At 69.0% G+C, this 18,887-nt stretch carries 21 protein-coding genes; 11 read left to right on the plus strand and 10 right to left on the minus strand.

Annotated features, from left to right (window positions below; genetic code table 11):
- Positions 1-267: 267 nt before the first annotated feature.
- The 3 genes from ATM97_RS01430 to ATM97_RS34965 all read left to right on the plus strand — a co-directional run bounded on the left by ATM97_RS01430 (position 268) and on the right by ATM97_RS34965 (position 1,735).
- A complete protein-coding gene (locus ATM97_RS01430; protein ID WP_218716083.1) occupies positions 268-471 on the plus strand; it encodes a hypothetical protein in 204 nt (67 codons plus the stop codon).
- Positions 472-1,007: 536 nt separating this feature from the next.
- Positions 1,008-1,376 (plus strand): MerR family transcriptional regulator, encoded by a 369-nt coding sequence (locus ATM97_RS01435; RefSeq protein ID WP_308248328.1) that lies wholly within the window; start codon positions 1,008-1,010, stop codon positions 1,374-1,376.
- Between the two features lie 86 nt (positions 1,377-1,462).
- Positions 1,463-1,735 carry a CsbD family protein gene (locus tag ATM97_RS34965; protein ID WP_374104817.1) on the plus strand — a complete coding sequence of 91 codons (273 nt, stop codon included), beginning with the start codon at positions 1,463-1,465 and terminating at the stop codon, positions 1,733-1,735.
- A gap of 82 nt (positions 1,736-1,817) precedes the next feature.
- Here the strand turns inward: ATM97_RS34965 and ATM97_RS01445 are convergent, their stop codons facing one another.
- From ATM97_RS01445 to ATM97_RS01455, 3 genes are all read right to left on the minus strand, one after another.
- A complete protein-coding gene (locus tag ATM97_RS01445) occupies positions 1,818-2,621 on the minus strand; it encodes a HEAT repeat domain-containing protein (RefSeq protein WP_218716084.1) in 804 nt (267 codons plus the stop codon).
- Between the two features lie 278 nt (positions 2,622-2,899).
- Positions 2,900-4,183 carry a cyclopropane-fatty-acyl-phospholipid synthase family protein gene (locus ATM97_RS01450; RefSeq protein ID WP_218716085.1) on the minus strand — a complete coding sequence of 428 codons (1,284 nt, stop codon included), beginning with the start codon at positions 4,181-4,183 and terminating at the stop codon, positions 2,900-2,902.
- Between the two features lie 96 nt (positions 4,184-4,279).
- Positions 4,280-4,888 (minus strand): hypothetical protein, encoded by a 609-nt coding sequence (locus ATM97_RS01455; protein ID WP_218716086.1) that lies wholly within the window; start codon positions 4,886-4,888, stop codon positions 4,280-4,282.
- A gap of 268 nt (positions 4,889-5,156) precedes the next feature.
- Between ATM97_RS01455 and ATM97_RS01460 the strand changes: the two genes are divergently transcribed.
- The 3 genes from ATM97_RS01460 (at position 5,157) to ATM97_RS01470 (ending at position 7,566) form a co-directional block, all read left to right on the plus strand.
- The gene (locus ATM97_RS01460; protein ID WP_218716087.1) at positions 5,157-5,795 is read left to right on the plus strand and encodes a hypothetical protein; all 639 of its coding nucleotides are present in this window, start codon (positions 5,157-5,159) and stop codon (positions 5,793-5,795) included.
- Between the two features lie 491 nt (positions 5,796-6,286).
- Entirely contained in the window at positions 6,287-6,898 is a 612-nt protein-coding gene (locus ATM97_RS01465) for a DUF2637 domain-containing protein (protein WP_218716088.1), read from the plus strand.
- 143 nt (positions 6,899-7,041) lie between these two features.
- Positions 7,042-7,566: a hypothetical protein gene (locus ATM97_RS01470; protein ID WP_218716089.1), complete on the plus strand. Its 525-nt coding sequence runs from the start codon at positions 7,042-7,044 to the stop codon at positions 7,564-7,566.
- 32 nt (positions 7,567-7,598) lie between these two features.
- On the opposite strand, the gene ATM97_RS01475 is transcribed toward ATM97_RS01470, so the two are convergent.
- On the minus strand, positions 7,599-8,261 hold the full coding sequence (locus ATM97_RS01475) for a hypothetical protein (protein ID WP_218716090.1): 663 nt from the start codon (positions 8,259-8,261) through the stop codon (positions 7,599-7,601).
- A gap of 185 nt (positions 8,262-8,446) precedes the next feature.
- A complete protein-coding gene (locus ATM97_RS01480; RefSeq protein ID WP_218716091.1) occupies positions 8,447-9,607 on the minus strand; it encodes a zinc-binding dehydrogenase in 1,161 nt (386 codons plus the stop codon).
- A gap of 230 nt (positions 9,608-9,837) precedes the next feature.
- Between ATM97_RS01480 and ATM97_RS01485 the strand changes: the two genes are divergently transcribed.
- Positions 9,838-10,224 carry a hypothetical protein gene (locus ATM97_RS01485; protein WP_218716092.1) on the plus strand — a complete coding sequence of 129 codons (387 nt, stop codon included), beginning with the start codon at positions 9,838-9,840 and terminating at the stop codon, positions 10,222-10,224.
- A gap of 2 nt (positions 10,225-10,226) precedes the next feature.
- On the opposite strand, the gene ATM97_RS01490 is transcribed toward ATM97_RS01485, so the two are convergent.
- Positions 10,227-10,940, minus strand: coding sequence for a cutinase family protein (locus ATM97_RS01490; RefSeq protein ID WP_218716093.1), 714 nt, complete (start codon positions 10,938-10,940; stop codon positions 10,227-10,229).
- A 155-nt stretch (positions 10,941-11,095) separates the two neighbouring features.
- On the opposite strand from ATM97_RS01490, the gene ATM97_RS01495 reads away from it, so the two are divergent.
- Together ATM97_RS01495 and ATM97_RS01500 are read left to right on the plus strand one after the other, a co-directional pair.
- Positions 11,096-11,377 carry a hypothetical protein gene (locus ATM97_RS01495; protein WP_218716094.1) on the plus strand — a complete coding sequence of 94 codons (282 nt, stop codon included), beginning with the start codon at positions 11,096-11,098 and terminating at the stop codon, positions 11,375-11,377.
- Positions 11,378-11,561: 184 nt separating this feature from the next.
- The gene (locus ATM97_RS01500) at positions 11,562-12,950 is read left to right on the plus strand and encodes a wax ester/triacylglycerol synthase family O-acyltransferase (protein ID WP_218716095.1); all 1,389 of its coding nucleotides are present in this window, start codon (positions 11,562-11,564) and stop codon (positions 12,948-12,950) included.
- A 55-nt stretch (positions 12,951-13,005) separates the two neighbouring features.
- Here the strand turns inward: ATM97_RS01500 and ATM97_RS01505 are convergent, their stop codons facing one another.
- Positions 13,006-13,890: an alpha/beta fold hydrolase gene (locus ATM97_RS01505; protein WP_218716096.1), complete on the minus strand. Its 885-nt coding sequence runs from the start codon at positions 13,888-13,890 to the stop codon at positions 13,006-13,008.
- 79 nt (positions 13,891-13,969) lie between these two features.
- Positions 13,970-14,416: a hypothetical protein gene (locus tag ATM97_RS01510; protein ID WP_308248329.1), complete on the minus strand. Its 447-nt coding sequence runs from the start codon at positions 14,414-14,416 to the stop codon at positions 13,970-13,972.
- A 169-nt stretch (positions 14,417-14,585) separates the two neighbouring features.
- Between ATM97_RS01510 and ATM97_RS01515 the strand changes: the two genes are divergently transcribed.
- Together ATM97_RS01515 and ATM97_RS01520 are read left to right on the plus strand one after the other, a co-directional pair.
- The gene (locus tag ATM97_RS01515; RefSeq protein ID WP_218716097.1) at positions 14,586-15,986 is read left to right on the plus strand and encodes a sensor histidine kinase; all 1,401 of its coding nucleotides are present in this window, start codon (positions 14,586-14,588) and stop codon (positions 15,984-15,986) included.
- Positions 15,987-16,000: 14 nt separating this feature from the next.
- Entirely contained in the window at positions 16,001-16,642 is a 642-nt protein-coding gene (locus ATM97_RS01520) for a response regulator transcription factor (RefSeq protein WP_218716102.1), read from the plus strand.
- A gap of 7 nt (positions 16,643-16,649) precedes the next feature.
- Here the strand turns inward: ATM97_RS01520 and ATM97_RS01525 are convergent, their stop codons facing one another.
- Positions 16,650-18,446 (minus strand): acyl-CoA dehydrogenase, encoded by a 1,797-nt coding sequence (locus tag ATM97_RS01525; protein ID WP_218716103.1) that lies wholly within the window; start codon positions 18,444-18,446, stop codon positions 16,650-16,652.
- Between the two features lie 149 nt (positions 18,447-18,595).
- Positions 18,596-18,887, minus strand: a 292-nt coding sequence (locus ATM97_RS01530; protein ID WP_218716098.1) for an acyl-CoA dehydrogenase C-terminal domain-containing protein, incomplete at its 5' end; no start/stop codon positions are given.

Genomic DNA, 18,887 nt, shown 5'->3' on the forward strand with positions numbered 1-18,887 from the left:
GCGGAGAAGGCCAAGCCCCGCAAGATCGAGATCTCTCGCGAGAGCGAACTCCAGGCCATCGACGCCTGAGCCGGGGGTGGAGGTCGACGATGTCAGCCTCGCTCCCGCCACCCGACCTCGCCCGGTGTGACGAGGGGAAGCGAAAGAGAGGTGATGTGTATCGACAACGTCGCGAACGACTCTTCCGATGACCCGAAGTCGACTTCCCGGTGGCCGGTCCGCCCGGCCACCGCAAGACCCATCCGTCCGATCGCTGAGGAGGATCCGATGACCGTCTTACCGACAGCCACCCAGGCCGATCGCGCCGATCAGGAGACCTTCGTCTGCACCGCCGACCGTGACCTGGGCCTCGATGTCACCGCAGTGCGCGTCGGCGAGCATGCGGTCGACACCGCTGATCTGTCCGACCGTATCGACCAAGCCTGGAGTGTTCCCTGTGTCGACGACGACTTCTCCTGCTTCGCCTACTGACCGGCACACCGACCCCGTCGCGAGGGTCGAGCCGAGTGCGATCTGGCCCGACCCCAGCCCGCTGGACACCTGGTGGACCGAGATCATGGACGGCGTGCCGCCGCCCCCGCGGCGCTGATCGGATAGCGCTGCCGCAGGTCGAAGAAATCTGTAGCGGCGGGTGTAGACATTATCGATGACTGGGTATACAGTCGGTGTCGTTGCAAGATGAAGTCAGGTGGCCGGGCAGGCGAACTGCCCGGGATGACAGTTCGACCGTCCCCTCCGGCGGAGAAGCGAATCCGGTGCACTCGGCCGGACCGCCGGAGGGGACGAAGACCGCAAGACCCCCGCACGACCGCAGGAGAACCGACGAATTGGAGGTGGTGGCCACTGAGTAGTCATTTACCAGTCCCGCATCCCGGGAGTTGTCGGATGCGGTGTCTCAGACCGGCCTCGGTGGCCGGTGTACGCAAGTGAAATCAATCCCTCAGTCGTAATCACGGCCCCGGCGCTCAGTGCGCCGGGGCCTTCCGGCGTTGAATCCGAGAGGTCTCGTGCAGCACCCGAACATCAATCCCGCCGACGGCACCAGCCCGGCGGACAAACTCGACGACGATGACTACCCCGCCTACAGCATGGGCCGCGCCGCGGAGATCCTCGGCGTGACCCAGGCGTTCCTGCGCGGCCTCGACGCCGCGCGGCTGCTCACCCCACAACGTTCGGCGGGCGGGCACCGGCGCTACTCGCGCTACCAGCTGCGCATCGCCGCCCGCGTCCGTGAACTCGTCGATGCGGGCAACGCGCTGGAGGCGTCGTGCCGGATCGTGATTCTCGAGGACCAACTCGCCGAGGCGCAGCGCATCAATTCGAACCTGCAGCGCGAACTCGACGAACGCGGCACCGCCGACCATCCGCCGACCTGACCGGCTGCGCGGGCGCGCCTGTGCCGACGCCGCGCTCGACTGGTCGGTGCAGGACAGACGCCGTTGACTCCGGTGGATGGGGCGCGTTGACTGGTAACGACACGATGGTCGTCGACGCCTGTCACGACCATGAATTCGGAGGCGTTGCCGGCTCGTCGGCGCTGCAGGCCCGAGGAAGAAGTGCCATGAGTATCAGCAAGAAGATCGCCTATTCCGCCGAGGCGACCAAGGGCAAGATCAAGAAGGTGTTCGGTCGGGCCACCGGTAACCGAACCCTCCAGGCGGAAGGCCGGGCCGATCAAATCAGAGGCAACCTGAAACTGTCCGGCGCCAAGATCAAAGACGCCTTCAAGCGCTAGGTCTCGGTGTGCCCGGTTCCATTCTGGCGGCGGCCGACGATTCCGGCAGGCTCGCCGCGGGTCGTGCCCGGCTGGATCGGAGTCAGGATTCGCGCGCGGCGATCGCGGCCTGGATCCGCCGCAGGGTGCGCAGGCCCTTCTTCGCGGCGACGCTCACCATGCCGTCGAAGACGGTCGAACCACGGTCGTTGGCCATCAGCCGTTCCAGGGTCGGCACGGCACGGTCGTCGCCGGTCGAGCCGAGTGCGACTGCCGCCCAATACCTTTGGTCCGGGTCGTCGCTGCCTGCCGCGTCGCACAGCCGTGGGATCACCTCCGGGGTGAAGGTGGACAGCGCGCTGGCGATATAGCCGATGCGGTAGTACCGGCGATTCTCGAATTCGTCCCAGAGCGCGGCCAGGGCGGCATCGCCGCCGATCCGGCCGAGGGCCTCGGCGGCCCGCTCGCGCATTCCCGCGATGGAGTCGCCCAGCACGGGAGTGAGCGCTGGGACGGCCAACTCGTCGCCTAGTACGCCCAGCGCGATCACCGCTTGCTCTCGCGCCAGCTGTTGGGAATGATCCAGCATCGCGATCAGGCCGGGCACCGCCTCCCGGAATCCGAGCGCCGCGCAGCCCATCGCCGCCCACGCCTGGCAGTTGTACCGGGTGTCGGCCAGTGCCGCCAGCAGTGGCTCCCGGAGAGTGTCGTCGCCGAAGACCGCGGCCCGGTTGAGGGCTCGGCTGTACAGCGCGCGGTGATAGTCGGGATAGTCGCGGACCAACGTGCGCAATGCCTGCGCGGCCGAGGCGTCGCCGTCGGCCGCCCGCGCGAGCAGCAGTCGCAGATTCTCCTCGCGGGTCTCGAGATCGCCGTCTTGGAGGATGCGCGCGTCAGCTGGGTTCACCGGCCAACGGTACCTGGCGATGTCCGCGCCACCACCGACCGCGCTCGGGTGGGCTGAACTCGCACGACACGCTCCGGCCAACGGTGGAAGTGGCCCGGCCGGAGTGTGCCGCGCCGTGTGGGGAGTCGGGCCCGGATCGGGTCGGGGGTTTCGACGAACATCAAGAACCCGGGGGAGGACGATCTGTTCCGGATTCACCTACCGCAGATCGTGGCCGATATTCAGGACGATCTCGGCCACCCCGGCGGGGTATCGCCCGCGGTGGGCCGTCCCGCGATCTATCCCCAGGCGCGCCGGGTCGCGGGCATGTCGGCCTCTCCTGTCGGTTCCGGGACGACGCCGAGTACCTGGTGGATTCCGAGTCCGCCGTCCTCGAAGCCCAGCGCGGAGGCGGCCATATAGAGTCGCCAGATTCGGGCGCGGCCGTCGCCGACGAGGGAAACCGCCTGTTCCCAACCGTTTTCCAGATTCGCGACCCACTGGCGAAGGGTGCGCGCGTAGTGCTCGCGCAAGGCCTCGACATCACGGACTTCGAAGCCGGCACGCTGCATCGCCAGGACGACCTCGCCCACATCGACGAGTTCACCATCCGGGAACACGTAGCGTCCGATGAAGGATCGTTTCTGCATGACCGAGCCGCCCGGTGCGGAGATCGCGTGGTTGAGCAGTCGTCCATGGGGGTGCAGCAGGGCGCGCAGGGTGTCGAAGTACTCGGCGGCGCGCTGGGAGCCGACGTGTTCGAACATGCCGATCGAGGAGATGGCGTCGAACGTCTCGCCGCGCAGGTCTCGATAGTCGGCGAGCCTGATCTCGACCCGGTCCGACAATCCCGCCTCGGCGACTCGCCGCCGCGCCAGCTCGACCTGAGCACTGCTGATCGTGACACCGACGACCTGTGCCCCGTAGGTCGAGGCCGCGTGCATGGCCATGGATCCCCAGCCGCAGCCCACGTCGAGCAGGCGCATGCCCGACCGCTCGGGCAAACCCAGCTTGCGGCAGACCAGGTCGTGTTTGGCGCGCTGGGCGTGTTCGAGGGAGCCGTCGTCCTCCGGCACGAACCGCGCGCACGAGTAGGTCATGCTCGGACCGAGGACCAGCCGGTAGAAGTCGTTGCCGACGTCGTAGTGATGGCTGATCGCCGCCGCATCGCGGCGCTTGGTGTGCAGCGGTCCGCGCCGCGGCCGTGCCTCCTCCGCGGGAGGCTGCGGGCGGCGCCCGAGTGCGCCGAGTCGCCGTGCCGCGCCGATGGCCTGCCAGGCCGCGCCGAGACCGAGGCGGGCGTCGTTCGGCGCGGTGGACTGAAGCGCCCGCAGCATCCGGAAGATGTCGCCGTCCAGATCCACGGTGCCGGAGACGAAGGCGCGCGCCAGCCCGAGCTCACCGGGCGACCAGATCAGGTGACGCAGCGCCTCCGCGGACCGCACGCGCATGGTGCCGGGGCTCGCACCCTCGGGCAGGATCGCGCTGCCGTCCCAGAATTCGAACCCGATCGCGGGGCGCGGTCCCAAGCTGGCTCGCAGCAGAGGCTCGAACGCGGCAGCGACCGTGGTCTGGTTAGCCATACGACCACTATGGCCCGCGTCGCGCCGCCGCGATGGCAGCGACGCGGGCGCGGCGCGTTGCGCGGTGGCGGTGTCGATCGTCGGCGAGGAGGCGGATCAGGGCCGGCCGCTGACGACGGCGGTGACGGCGTCGAGGAAGGGCTGGCCGCCCAGGGCGTAGCCGCCGGCGATCGCGCCGAGGACCAGGCCGACGGGGCCGGTGATGATGCTGAGGAAACCGAAGCCGAGCACCGTGCCGATGAGGCCGCCCAGGAGGCCGCCGACGACCACGCCGACCACATTGCGGTTGATCTCGTTCGTCAGCTGGGACATGGGGCTGATGGTCTGCATCTCGCCGATCTCGGTGGCGTTCGCCTGCGGGGCGAGCACGAGGTGGCGACCGCCGTCGGAGATCGTCTGCGCGACTCGCATTGTCGCACCGGAGATCTGGTAGGTGAGCGGAATGCGGGCGACGACCTCGCCCGCGTCGGAGGTGAGGGTGACCGCGGTGTTGTCGTCGGTGGTGGTGAAGGTGCCGCCGGAGACGGTGGTGGTCAGCACCCGGGAGAACTCGGTGAGGGTCGCTTCGTAGCGCACGGACTGCTCGACCCCGGACGCGGTGGCCTGGGGCGCCGGTGCCGTCGGTTGCGCGGCGACGGCTCCGGAGGAGATCCAGACGGCGGCGCCGACCAGGAGCGCGGTAGCGGGGAAGTGACCGAGTTTCATCAGGGATTTCCTTTACGCATGACGAAGACTGCGCGGCCGACCGGCGTGCGCGAGGGCACGAACCGTGGTGTCCGCCAGTGAGATCGGGCAGACCCTAGCACTCTTTTCCGGCGGAGAGTTATCCGTCCCGAATTGGGCGCTGGACCAGCTTTCTGCTGTAAAACTGCGCAGATTCACAATTCGACACGTTCGTGTCCGGCCGTGTAAGAACTGTCAGGCGAGTGGGGTGTCGGTCGGGGCGCCCAGCGGATGAGTAGGAACAACACAGATGGCGCGTCGAAAGAGCATTGCCGTGGCCGGTGTGTCGGTAGTGGCGGTGTTCGCCCTGGCTGGGGCCTTCTACGGCGCGCTTTCCGTCATCGCGGGGTTCGGTGCGCGGCTGTCCGGACCGCCCGAGAATGATTCTCCCGCAACTGCTTCGCTGTCCGAGGTTTCGGCAACTCAGCCGCTGGGTACTATTCTCGAGCTATCCGGCGGTGTGGCGTCCACATTGAGTAAATCCGCGTCCCGGATTCCCCGGGTGGATCTGAGTGTCGGCGATTGCGTGGATGTGGGCGCATCCGATATTCAGCAGGCCGCGTGCGGAAGCGCGAATTCTCACTACAAAGTGACGCAATTGGCGTCGGCGGGCGGTCACTGCCCGGGCGACGTCGACCGCTCCCAGTCGCGCACGCTCCCCGGTGGCGTCCAGGAGACTCTGTGCCTGGACATCGACTGGACGGTCGGCGGCTGCCTGGACCTGTCCGGCGACGCGGTCCGGCACGTGGAATGCGCTGCCGCCGTTCCCGGCCGGGTCCGCGTCCTCGAGATCCGCCACGACACCACGGACGTGAACGTCTGCACGGCGGGCGACCGCGGCGTCGTCTACGACGAGCGCCGCTACGTCGTCTGCGTCAGCTCACGCTGAGCGCCACGTACCCGGGTCCCCAACCGCGGGCTCGCTCAGGATCTTCGCGTAGGCCCTGTTGAAGTCGGGTCTGCCCGGCACAGAGTGCGGGATCGGGTCGTATCCGGCGGACGGGTAGAGCTGGGTGGCTGCTCGGTTGTGGGAGCCTGTTTCCAGCAGGATCCGTCGGATGCCCTGGGTGTCGGCAAAGGATTCGAGGTGTGCGAGCACGTGCCGAAGCCCACTATCGCGCGTCGCTCGACGGCGTAGTCGCGTAGCAGGTGAGCGGAGTCCGGATGATCGAAAGCTCGCGGGGTCGGCGTGGCGTCGGGCGTGAGGTCGTGCGACATGCCCCAGCATGCTCCCTTGTCCGTGCCGGGGGACCGGTCTTCGGGTCACCGGCGGGTCCCGGCCGCCTCGGGCTCGTGACCGTACGGCGTCTAGTGCGTGTGTGGCCGTACTCTGTTGAGGGCCTGCATGTTTGGTGGCCGTAGCCCGTAGGATGGAGCCTGATGGACCACACGGACCCTTTCCCTCGACCTGTTCCGTTCACCGTGCCGAAGCTGCTTGTGGGCCTAGGGCTAGTACTTGTCGTCGCCGCGGCGATCGCGTCGTTCACCTTCACCTCCACGCTCGCCCAGGTGGCGGGCATACCCGAAGACCTCACCTGGCTGTGGCCGGTGGTCGCCGGTCTCACCGTCGCGCTGGTCGCCTGCACCTTCATCACGCTCGTGGGGATTCGCGACGAGAAGGCCACGGGTCTGGTCCGGGTCTATGAGCTGCTGCTCGTCGCCGCCGTGCTGGCGAGCATCTGCGGAAACGTCGTGGCCATCTCCCGTGGGCCGATCGAGCTGGGGACCTTCGGGATCGCGACGGTGGTCGCCATTCCGCCGGTCTGCCTGATGATCTGTGTGGGTAACTACCTGCTGCTCACCGCCGTCGTCCCCGTGCGCATCGTGGCCGCCATCCGGGAGGACGACTGGCGGTTGCGGGCCCTCGGCATCCCCAGCCCGTCGTCGCCGCCGAAGGACCCGAACGTCGCGCCGAGCGAGAGCGCCTCGTGGTGGGACCAGTACCGCAGCGAGGCCAGGACGCCGCCGACGACACCGAAGACCCGGACCTAGCCGACCGGCGGCCGACCGTTTCCGCGTGATCCGAGCCCCGGTGCGGACGGGTCGAAGACGAGTCATGGGCGCGTTGATGCAGAATGTGAAGGTGAAGGATAGACCTGAGAGGAAGTTCGGAGTGGCCGCTGTGGGATCGATGGGTGTCGCGACGCCTGTTCGCGGTTAGTTCGATGTCGGACCAGGAAGCCGGGTCGGGGCCTGGTGGAAGCCGTTTCGACGCGGTGGAGCAGCTGCGTCGGAAGTGGGAAGAGACGAAGGCCGCCGACGGTGGCTCGAGTGCCGAGGGCGGGGCGTCGAACGTCGTCCGGCTGCCCAGGCGGCCGCGGCGAGGTCGCGAGGATAGCGGCGACGCCCGGCGTCGCACCTGGTATCCGGAGACCGTGTACGACCCGGCGCCCACCCGCCCGGTGACTCGCGCGGAATTGCAGGGCGAGACCGGGGCCTGGCCGGTCGACGCCGCGGGTCGGCCCGCGGCACCGGCGGGTGGCACCGCCGAGCACGAACGCAACGTCATCGATCTCGGCGCCTCGCGTCGGAAACGCACCGGCACGGATGCGTCTGCCGGCGGCCCTCGGCCGGCGATGCGCCCGCGCAGAATCGGCGCGGGCGAGACGAAGCCGGGCGGTGACGGCGATGCGTCACCGTCGGGCGATCCTGGTCGGTAGCCCGTCGGCCGCCCGGCTGCGCGGACCGCGGGTCAGCTGACGGTGGCGGTGATCGTGATCGCCGGGGTGAGCTTGTACTCGGTGGCGAAGGTGATCGTCTCCCCTTGGGTGAGCAGTCCCTGGCAGAGCGTGGCGCCGCCGTCGTCGGTGGCCAGCTTGACGACGGCGGTGGTGGCTTTCAGGGTGGACGTGGCGTTGGTGTAGGTCATCGCGGTGTGATGGGTCCAGAAGGCGCACGAGTAGCCGACGGCGGTCCGGAAGACCAGGTTGATCGAGTTGAACTGGTCGCCATTGGTGATCGAGGTGGTGCCGGTGGCCGCGGAGTAGGAGGTGGCCGTCAAGTTGGACGGCCCCGCGGCCGCGGTGAACATGCCCTGCCACGACGTCCCGTCCGGACTTGTGCAGGTGACCGGATTCGTGCTCTTGATGGCGCCCAGCCCGGAGGTGGTCCGGGTGCCTGCGGGCAGCGAGCCGGTCGAGGACAGGCTCGGACAGGTGAAGACCGTCGCGCCGCTCTTGTTCTTCACGGTCAGCTGACCCGATACCGCCGAGAACGCGCCGTTGCCGTTGGGGTTGACGACTGTCCAGGTGGTGGTGCTCGCGTGGGCGGGCGCGGTGGCGGTGAGCGCGGCGGCCATCGGCGCGGCCAGGACGATCGCGGCGAGCGCGCGGCGCAGGCGCAGGGTGGAGGACATGGCGGTCTCGATTCATCAAGCGGGAGAACGCATCTCACGATCGTCCGCCTGGACGGTTCGCGAGCTGCACCGGACATGTCGGCCCGGTCGCGCGACGGTATCAACGAAACCCGTTGCTTAGCAGAACTTTTGAACTATTTGCGTTTCAGTCGTCGTGGCGCACGAGAGACACCCTTGCCCCGGCCTCAGGGCGCAATTTTGTCGCTGCGCGGATCGATCAGGATCTTGGCGTGGTGCTCGGGGGAGCCCAGTGCCGCGAAGGCCGCGTCGATGCCGTCGAGCCCGACCGTGCCGGTGATCAGCGGGCGGGGGTCGACGGTGCCATCGGCGATCATGTGCAGGGTGTCGCGGAATTCGCCGGGGTCGTAGCCGAGGACGAAGCGCAGCTCGATCTCCTTGTTGATGGCGTTGGCGGGATGGAAGGTGTCCTGCTGCATGCACACTCCCACGACCACGACGCGGGTCGACGGCGGCGCGGCGGTCAGGATCTGGTCGATGATGCCGGGCACCCCGACGCATTCGAAGACCACGGGACCGGCCGGGCCTCGATCGAGGGTGTGTGCCGCACGGAACAGGTACCACCACGGGACCTTCGGGACGCGGCGCACGCGTTCCATGACGTCGAAGGCCAGGTTCAGCATGTCCGCGGCACCGGCGATGCGCGGCGGCTTCGGCGCGGCCTCCCAGGCGGATTCGGTGGCCGGGTCGACCACGACGTCGGCGCCGCAGGCGCGGGCCAGATCCCGGCGGCGCGGCGAGAAGTCGCTCGCGACCACGGTGCGCACGCCCGCGGCCTTCAGCATGGTGACGACGGCCAGTCCGATCGGCCCGCACCCGATGACGAACGCGGTCTGGCCCTGGGTGATCCGGCTCTTGCGGACGGCATGCCAGCCCACCGCCATCGGCTCGGTGAGTGCGGCGAGGTCGGGGGAGAGCCCGTTGGGGACCTCGAAGGTCACCGATTCCTGCGTGAGCACCTGTTCGGCGTACCCGCCGGGCGCGTGGGCGGACAGTCCGGTGAGTTCCGGCTCGCGGTCTCTGCGCAGAATCGGCATCGCGACGACGGGTGTGCCCGGTTTCCAGCGACGGTGCGTGCGCGGCCCGTAGTCGGCGATCTCGCCGGTGAACTCGTGCCCGAGCACGATCCGCTGGTCCGACCGCATGAAGTTGCCGTAGCCGGTGGCGGCGGCCAGGTCGGCGAGCTCGTCGCAGTGCACCCGGGCGTGCAGGTCCGAGCCGCAGATGCCGCAGCGAGTCACCGAGACGAGTATCTGGCCCGGTCCGGGTTCCGGCGTCGGCAGCTCCTCGACGCGAAACTCACCTTTGCTGACCACCGTCGCACGCATGAGCGCCTCCTAGACGAGTGCTGGGCCATCCCTCGGGTCGCCGACCCCGGTCGTCATCGTAGCTGTCCGGGTAGGCCGGGCCGATCACCTCGGCGCATCCGCTTCCCTGTCCGCGATCAGCTGAATCGATCGACTGCGGAGCGGGGCCGAAAAGTGTTGCGGTCGTCTATCTTCGAGAACAAGGAGCGTGGGATCGTCGTCCGGGCTTCTCGGGATACAGGGGGTAGGAAATGCAGCCGAAACTCATCACCGCTGTGCTGGCGCTCACGGTGGGTGCGGTCGTCGCGACCGGGTGTTCGAGCGACGCCGATGTGGTGTCGAAGAACCTGTCCAAGGAATCGGACCAGTTCAAGATCGACCGCCGGGTGGTGTTCTTCAACGGGATCACCGACAAGTACCTGCTGTCGATCGAGGGCAAGTGCTCGATCAAGGACGAGAACAACCAGCTCGAGGTCACCTGCAAGACCGGTGACGACGAGTACAAGAAGCACTTCCTCGGGCTCTCGGACAACGTGAGCTACTTCGTCGAACAGCTCGAGTCCGCGGAGGTCAGCCGGTATCGCTACAAGGTGATCTTCAAGCCCGAGACCATTCTGGCCGACGTCGATCGCCCCTGAGGCTACGCGCCGAGCCGGTCGTGCACGAAGGCCGCGGCCTGGTCGCGGTTGTCGTTGACGAAGTACGCGAAATGCCCATAGCTCAGGGCGTTTCCGAAGCCGGCGGCCGGGTTGCCGCCCTGGCAGACCCGGTCGCCCGCGTTGCAATAGTCGCGCAGCCGGTCGGCGAATTCGGCGAGTGCACCCGAGGGAAGGGGGCCGGTGCCGGACAGGGCGGGGTCGAAGCTGCCGCGATTGTAGGGCTCGCCGCCGTTGAACAGTGGGTTGCCGAACAGGGCGATGGCGTCGATGCGCGCGGCCGCCTGGTCGGTCACCGCGGTGCGCGCGTTGAGAGTGTTGCCGATGACCCGGGCGCCCTGGGAGTAGCCGAGCAGTACGAGTTGCTGGTCCGGGCAGGCGGCGGCGGTCGCGTTGAGCAGCGCGGTCAGGTTCTCGACGCCGCGCACGGCGCTGTCGGGAGCCATCGAGGCCGGGTATTCGAGTTCGGTCACCGTGGTGCTGCGGCCGAACTCCAGGGCGATCCGGCTGCCCAGCGGTGTGAGGAGCAGGCTGCCGATCTGCGGTTCGAGGGTGCCACGAACGGTGACGACCCGGACCTGCGCGCAGCCGGTCGGGCCTGCGGACGGCTCGGCGGCCGCGGTAGGGAGGGCGGTCAACGCCAGTGCCGCCGCGACTGTCGCCGCCGAACGGAGCAGGATTCGGGATCGTCCACGCATGCGCCCACTGTATTGCGCCGCCGGGGCGGGCGGGAGACAGACCGGGTTTCCGCACGTTCTCACGGGTCGACGGCGGGCGACAGACAGTAAAATTTGGGTATTTCACATCCCGGGGACGCGACTAGTGTCGGCGATCACATTCCCAGGAGGTACTCATGAATCACGTACTCGCCAAAACTCTTGCCACCAGTGCCCTTTCGGTCGCCCTGGTCGGTGCCGCGCTGGGTCCGGCGCATGCCGCAGTGTCCTCGGTCGCCCCGATCGCGGAGTCCGGCTCCGGGTCCGGCTCCGGCGACAGCGGTTCCTCGCTGGCGCCGCTGATCACCTTCCCGCTCGGCGCGCTCTACATCCTGCTCTGCGATGCCGAACCGAACGGGCCGGTCTGCGCGCTGATCTACGAGATCGGCAGCGGCAGTGCCGAACCCGACCCGGCCTGACCGCGGGACCGCACTTCGCCGGATTCGGGGGAGCGGCCCCCTGTGAGCCGCTGCATTGTCGCGGCGGCGCTCGCCGGGTGGTCTGCTGCCCGGCTTGCGCCCCGTGGGCGCCCGGGCTGTGAGCATCGTCTAATTCGGCCGCGGGCGCCGGTAAAAATAGAACGTGTTCTAGTAGGCTTCGGCTATGGAACGACTCACTGGATTGGATGCCAGTTTCCTCTATCTGGAGACCGATACCCAGCATCTACACGTTTGCGCCCTGCTGATTCTCGATCCGGCCGACGGGCCGTACTCGTTCGACCACCTCCGCGACGAACTCCGCAGGCGATTGCCGCTCATCCCGCACATGCGCCACCGGGTCCACCCGGTGCCGTTCAACCTCGACCACCCGCTGTGGGTCGACGACGCCGACTTCGACATCGACAACCACATCCGGCGCGTCGACCTGCCGGAGCCGGGTGGGCACGCCGGTCTGGCCGCGCTGATCGGGGAGATCGCGAGCCGGCCGATGGATCAGAACCGGCCGCTGTGGGAGATGTCGGTGGTGGAGGGGCTCGACGACGGCAAGGTGGCGGTCGTGTGCAAGTACCATCATTCGGCCGTCGACGGCATCACCGGCACGAACATGATGATGCACCTGTGCGATCTGGAGCCGGGACTGAGCCGTCCCGAACCCGAACCGTGGCAACCGGAACCGGTGCCCGGCGAACTCGAACTCATCGCGCGTGCCGCGGTCCGGTTTCCCGCCAGGGCCGGGATGCTCGGCATGGTTCCCAAGACCCTCGGCATGGTCGCGGGCTTCGCGCAGCGGCGGCGGAACAACGAAGCGGGGATGGCGCTGCCGTTCTCCGCGCCGCGCACGCCGTTCAACCAGGCCGTCACCGGGACGCGAGCGGTCTCGTTCACCAAGACCGACCTGGGCGCGATCAAGGAGATCAAGGCCGCGTTCGGGGTGAAGGTGAACGATGTCGTGCTCACCGTGGTCGGTGGCGTGCTGCGCCGCTACCTGGCCGAGCACGGCGAGCTGCCCGATCGCTCCCTGGTCGCCTCGGTGCCGGTGTCGGTGCACGAGTCCACCCGGCACACCGAGGGGATCAACAAGGTCTCGACCCTGTTCTGCCGTCTGGGCACCGATATCGCCGATCCGGTCGAGCGACTGGAATCGCTGGCCGTGGCCAACCGCGACGCCAAAGCCGAGCACGACCTGATCGGCGCCGACTTCCTCCAGGACTGGTCGAAGTACGCCCCGCCCAACACCTTCCGCCTGGCCTCGCGCGTCTACTCGTCGCTGAAGCTGGCCGAGCGGCACCCGGTGGTGCACAACCTGGTGGTCTCGAACGTGCCCGGTCCGCCGATGCCGCTGTACTTCCTCGGTGTGCGGGTCGACGGCATGTACCCGTTCGGCCCGGTCTTCCACGGCGCCGGGCTCACTGTCACGGTGCTGTCGAACTGCGGGGATCTCGATTTCGGCTTCATCGCCTGCCGTGACCTGGTTCCCGACGTCGACGCGCTGGCCGAAGCGGTGCCCGCCGTGATCGACGAACTGCTGGCCGCGGCCCGCGCGCGGGGCTGATCGCCCCACCCGAATGTCCGCCCTGTTCGCCACCGGCGTCGAACAGGGTCGTCGACTACCGCCGCGCGGACACCGCCCGGCACGCGTCGGCCAGCGCCGGCACGAACCGGTCCGGCGCGACAGCGCACGCCGCATGACCCGCCGCGACCGGATGCACACTCGATCCGGGAATCGCGGCCGCGAGTTCGATCTGCCGGTACACCGGGATCGCCCGGTCCTTGGTGGTGATGACCACCGCGGTCGGCACCCGCAGCTCCGGCAGCCACGCGGTGGCGTCGAACGTCCCGATCTCGGCCAAGACCGGCGCCAGGGCCCATCCGCTCGTACTGCGGAATTCGCCCACCGCCCACTGCCGCAGACGCCCCGGCACCAGAGCGGGCGGCAGTTCCGGCAGGGCGCGCGTCAGCCGCCGAGCCCGCCGGTACGGATAGTCGCCCAGCGATTCGGCGACGGTGGCGAAACCGCGATGGAACGCCCGCTCGCGCCACTTCTCCTGGAAGCGATACGGCGTCGCGCAGGGCACCAGCCCCGCGACCCGGTCCGGATGCCGGTGGGCGGTGAGCAGCGAGACGATGCCGCCGAGCGAATAGCCCACGCAGACAAAACGATCCAGGCCCAGCGCGTCGGCGACCGCGACCACGTCGTCGGCGCAGTCGTCGAGGCGGAACCGTGTCGCTTGGATCCCGCGTCCGTGCCAGCGTTGATCGAACAGCACCACGCGATATCGCGCGCTGAGTGTCGCCAGCGCCGGAAACCAGTTCAGGACGGCCGTGCAGGCGGTGCCGTGCAGCAGGATCAGGACCGGTGCGCCGGCCGGTCCCGGGATGTCCACGACGTAGGTCCGGCCACGCCCAGGGAGGTCGAGCATCCGTCCACCGGGAATCTCGTCGACGGCGGGCACGACGAACGGTCCCGTCCGTACTGATCGCGCGGATCCCACGAAGACCTCCTCGACATTTCTAGAACGCGTTCTAGTTCATGATGCCATATCGGTGTGCGGGCCCGGGGCGGCGCGGGAGCTATCGCCCGGTGACCTGCTCGATCGCGTGTAGCCAGGCGGCGTTGTCCGCGACGAAGAAGCCGACTTCGCCCGCCCTGGTGTCTACGACCAGGTGGGTGCGGCCGCCGGTCACCGCTCCCCGGAAGACCTTCGCTTCGTGCGCGGACACGATCTCGGCCACCGGCACGGCGAACGACGACCCGAGGTACGGCCGGAAATGCAGCTCGGTGGCGGTGAGGGCGACGACGCCGTTGCCTTTCGCCGCCGGGAACCCCGGCGCGGCCGCGCCCCGATAGAGGGCCTGCTCCGGTCCGCGCACGAGCACGTCGTGGCGCAGGTCGCGGGTCAGCTCCTCGGTGACGCGCGCGCCGCGCCGCCGCAACCAGACGATGATCGGGATCGAGACGATCGCGAGTACCGCGAGAATCCCGGCGACCAGAACGACGACGAACCACAGGGTGCTCACGCGGTGATCATCGTTCGTGCGGGCCGACTCGTGAACAGGCGCGCCGCCGACACTTCCGCGGGTGGTTCGTGGCGGGCGGCCCAAGGTAGAAAGGGTGTGGCTGGCTACACCGGCAAACCGGTGGGCAGCTCCATCGAGATCCCGGTCCGCCACGACAACCATGGGAGTCATGACCCACACTCCAGCCGAGCCGACCCTGATCATCCCTGGTCCCGGTGCGCAGACCGAGGTGATCGATCCTGGACCACCCGCGGACCCGGCCCGCCGTCGCGGCGTCCTCGCCACCGTGGCACGGGCACCCTTCCAGCCGCAGACCTGGAAGGAATTCGGCTACCTCGTCTTGTCGTTCGTGCTCGGCTGCGTGGTCGTGTGCTACCTGTTCTTCGGGTTCGGTGGCGGGCTGTACGCGTCGATCCTGCTCGTCGGCATCCCGCTGTTGGCACTGATCCTGCTCGGTGGCCGGGTGTGGGGGCGAATCTACCGCTCGCTCGGGCGAGGACTGCTCGGCGTCCGGGTCGAGGCGCCCCCGGATTTCGTCCGCGCACCGGGCCTGCTCGGATTCCTCAGGAGCGCGTTCACCGATCGGGTGAGCTGGCGCGCGACGCTGTTCCTGCTCGCCCAGTCGGTGCTGGGCGTCGTGGTCGGCTACGTCGTGCTCGTCGTGACCGCGATGGTCGTCTTCACGGCGATCTCGCCGATTCCCTGGGTCCTGTTCGACCCGGTCCAGGTGGACGAGAGCGGCGTGGAGCGACACAGCCTCGCGCAGTTCGGTTCGTTCTATATCGACACCTGGCCCCGGTCACTGGCCATGGCCGGTATCGGCGTCGCCCTGTGTTTCACGCTGCCGTGGCTGATCCGCGGCGTCTGCTGGGTGCACGGGATGCTGATCACCCACCTGCTGGCGGCGACACCGCGGGACCGGCAGCTGGCCGAGCTGCGCGCCAGCCGACGGGCCGCGGTCGACGATGCCGCCGCGACACTGCGCCGGGTCGAGCGCGACCTGCACGACGGCACCCAGGCGCGGCTGGTCACCATCGCGATGGCGCTCGGCCGGGCCGAGGAACGCCTGGCCACCGGCGGCGATCCCGGCGACCTCATCGCCGAGGCGCGTGCCGGCGCCAAGGAAGCGCTGACCGAGCTGCGGGAACTGGTGCGTGGCATCCACCCGCCCGCGCTCGAACTCGGCCTCGGCCCCGCCCTCGAGACACTCACGGCCCGGTGCGCGGTGCCGGTGGAACTGCGCGTGCAACTGCCGCGCCGACCGAGCCCCGCGATCGAGGCGATCGCCTACTTCTCGGTCGCCGAACTGCTCACCAATGTCGTCAAACACGCGCGGGCGACGGCGGCCACCGTCACGGTGTTGCCCGACAGTCTGCGCGCCTTGGCGATCACCGTGCGTGACAACGGAATCGGCGGCGCGCTCGCGTCCGGTGTCGACGCTGCGGGCGGCAGCGGGCTGGCCGGTCTCGCCGCCCGCGCCCGTGCTGTCGACGGCACACTGAGCGTCGACAGTCCGGCCGGTGGGCCTACGGTGGTCACCATGGTGTTGCCGATGGCGGGTCCCCGGTGAACGCGCCCGGACCCCTGCGGGTGGTGATCGCCGAGGACAGCGCCATCCTGCGCGACGGCCTGGCCGGGCTGCTGACCGAGCGCGGCCACGACGTGGTCGCGATGGTCGGCGACGCCACCTCCCTGAGTGAGGTGGTCGGCGCCCAGCGGCCCGACGTCGCGGTGGTGGACGTGCGGATGCCACCCACGTTCACCGACGAGGGCCTGCTGGCCGCGATCGAGCTGCGCCGGGCGTACCCGGGCACCGGTGTACTGGTCTTCTCGCAGTGGATCGAAACCCGCTACGCCACCGAACTTCTCGCCGCGGGTGCGGGCGGTGTCGGCTACCTGCTCAAGGACCGGGTCGCCGATGTCGCCGATTTCGTCGACGCGTTGCATCGGGTCGCGACCGGCGGCACCGCCCTCGACCCGGAGGTGGTCAAGCAGCTGATGGGCGCGTCCCGGCAGCAGGACGCCCTGACCCGCCTCACGCCGCGCGAGCGCGAGGTCCTGGAACTGATGGCCCAGGGCCTGACCAACAACGCGATCGCCGCCGCCCTCACCGTCACCGAACGCGCGGTCGAGAAGCACATCGGCAACATCTTCACCAAACTCGACCTGCCGCCCTCCGACACCCACCACCGCCGGGTCCTCGCGGTCCTGCGCCTACGTGGGTGACCTGCGGTCAGAACCAGGTGTCGTCGGTCTCCAGGGTGGTGCGGTCCAACGCGGCGAGCAGATCCAATTGCGGTGCGGTCTTGGGCAGTTCGTAGCGGAAGTAGTAGCGGGCCGCCGCGCGCTTGCCGTTGTAGAAGTCGCCGTCCTTGCCGACGGTCGCCAGCTCTTGCTCGAGCCAGATCCAGGCGACCACGAGGTGGCCGAACGCCTCCAGGTAGACGGCGGCGTTGGCCATGGCCGCCGCCGGGTCGCCCGCGGCGAACATGGCCGCGGTGACGGCGAGCAGTCGCTGCCACGCGGCGTCGAGTCGTTCGGCGTGCTCGGCGGGCTGTCCGCCCGCTTCGCGGGCCGCGGTCACGGTCGCCGCGATGTGTTCGCTGAGCAGCAGCAGGGCGGCGCCGTCGTGCTGGATCACCTTGCGGCCGAGCAGGTCCAGGCCCTGGATGCCGTGGGTACCCTCGTGGATGGGGTTGAGCCGGTTGTCGCGGTAGTGCTGTTCGACGTCGTACTCGCGGGTGTAGCCGTAGCCGCCGTGGACCTGGATCGCCAGATTGTTGGCTTCCAGGCACCACTGCGAGGGCCAGCTCTTGGCCACCCCGGTGAGGATTTCCAGCAGCCGGGTGTGCGCGCGGGCGGCATCGGGGTCGGTGGTGGTGCGCTCCAGGTCGACTAGCCGGTTGCAGTACAGCAGCAGCGCCAGCGCGCCCTCGCTGTAGGCCTTCTGCGCCAACAGCATTCGCTTCACGTCGGGGTGTTCGATGATCGGGATCTGCGTGCTGGCCGGGTCCCTGCTGGTGAGGGCGCGACCCTGGTGGCGGCTGCGCGCGTACTCGACGGACTTGAGGTAGCCGGTGTAGCCGAGCGCGGTGGCGCCCAGACCGACGCCGAGGCGGGCCTCGTTCATCATCGTGAACATGTAGGACAGGCCGCGGTGCGGTTCGCCGACGAGGTAGCCGACGGCGCCGGGCGCTCCGCCGGGGGTGTGGCGGCCCTCGCCGAAGTTGAGCGCGGTGTTGGTGGTGCCCCGGTAGCCCATCTTGTGGTTGAGCCCGGCCAGCACGACGTCGTTGCGCTCGCCGCGCGAGCCGTCCTCGTCGACGAGGAACTTCGGCACGATGAACAGCGAGATGCCCTTGGTGCCCGCGGGCCCGCCGGGGATCTTCGCCAGCACCAGGTGCACGATGTTCTCGGTCAGTTCGTGATCGCCGCCGGAGATCCACATCTTCGACCCGAACAGTCGGTAGGTGCCGTCGTCCCGCGGTTCGGCGCGGGTGACGATGTCGGCCAGCGAACTGCCCGCCTGCGGCTCGGACAGGCACATGGTGCCGGTGGCCGTTCCCTCGATCATCGGGCGGACGAACCGGTCGATCTGCTCGGCGCTGCCGTGCGCCGCGATCAGATTCGCGTTGCCGATGGTCAGGAACACGTAGGCGGTGGTGCCGACATTGGCGGCCTGGAACCAGCTCATGCCCGCGGCCTGCACGGTCGCGGGCAGTTGCAGCCCGCCCAGGGCCTCGTCCATGCTCGCGCCGATGAGATCGGCCTTGGTGAACGCCTCGACCGCGACGCCCACCTCGGGGATCATGGTGACGGTCGTGCCGTCGAAGGTGGGTTCGTGGCTGTCGTTGCGCTTGTTGTGCGGGGCGAAGTAGCGCGTCGCGATGTCCTCGCACAGCTCCAGGAAACCGTCGAAGGTCTGCTTGGAATGTTCGGCGAACCGCGCTGCCCTGGTCAGGTCCTCCACGCGCAGCCATTCGTAGAGCAGGAAGTCCAGATCCCGGCGGGAGATCAAGGTCGAGCGCACGGTCGTCCTCTCCGGGGCGCCCGCCTCGGCCGGTAGCCCCTGTGCTGTCGGCACCAAGCTACCGACGATCGGTCGGCGGTTCCGGAGAATCCCGCCGCGGGGTCGGCGCCGCGGCGAGACGCGAGGTCTCGCCGCGGCGCCGACTCGGGTCAGAACGCGGCTTCGGCGACGGCCATGGCGTCGTCGGTCAGCCCCGCGATGACCGCGCGATCGGCGGTCAACCGGGGCAGGACCTCGCGCGCGAAGAACGCGGCCACGGCCACCTTGCCGTCGTAGAAGTCCCGCTCCCCGGTCCCGCCGTCGAGGGCCGCCAGGGCGACCTCGGCGTTGACCAGCAGGCGCCAGCCGATGAACAGGTCGCCGACGGCCATCAGGAAGCGGACCGAACCCAGGCCGACCTTGTACAGCTCGGTCGGCTGCTCCTGGGCGCCCATCAGGTGG

The sequence above is a fragment of the Nocardia sp. MH4 genome, from assembly GCF_019266065.1.
In the GTDB taxonomy this organism is placed as follows: Bacteria; Actinomycetota; Actinomycetes; order Mycobacteriales; family Mycobacteriaceae; genus Nocardia; species Nocardia canadensis.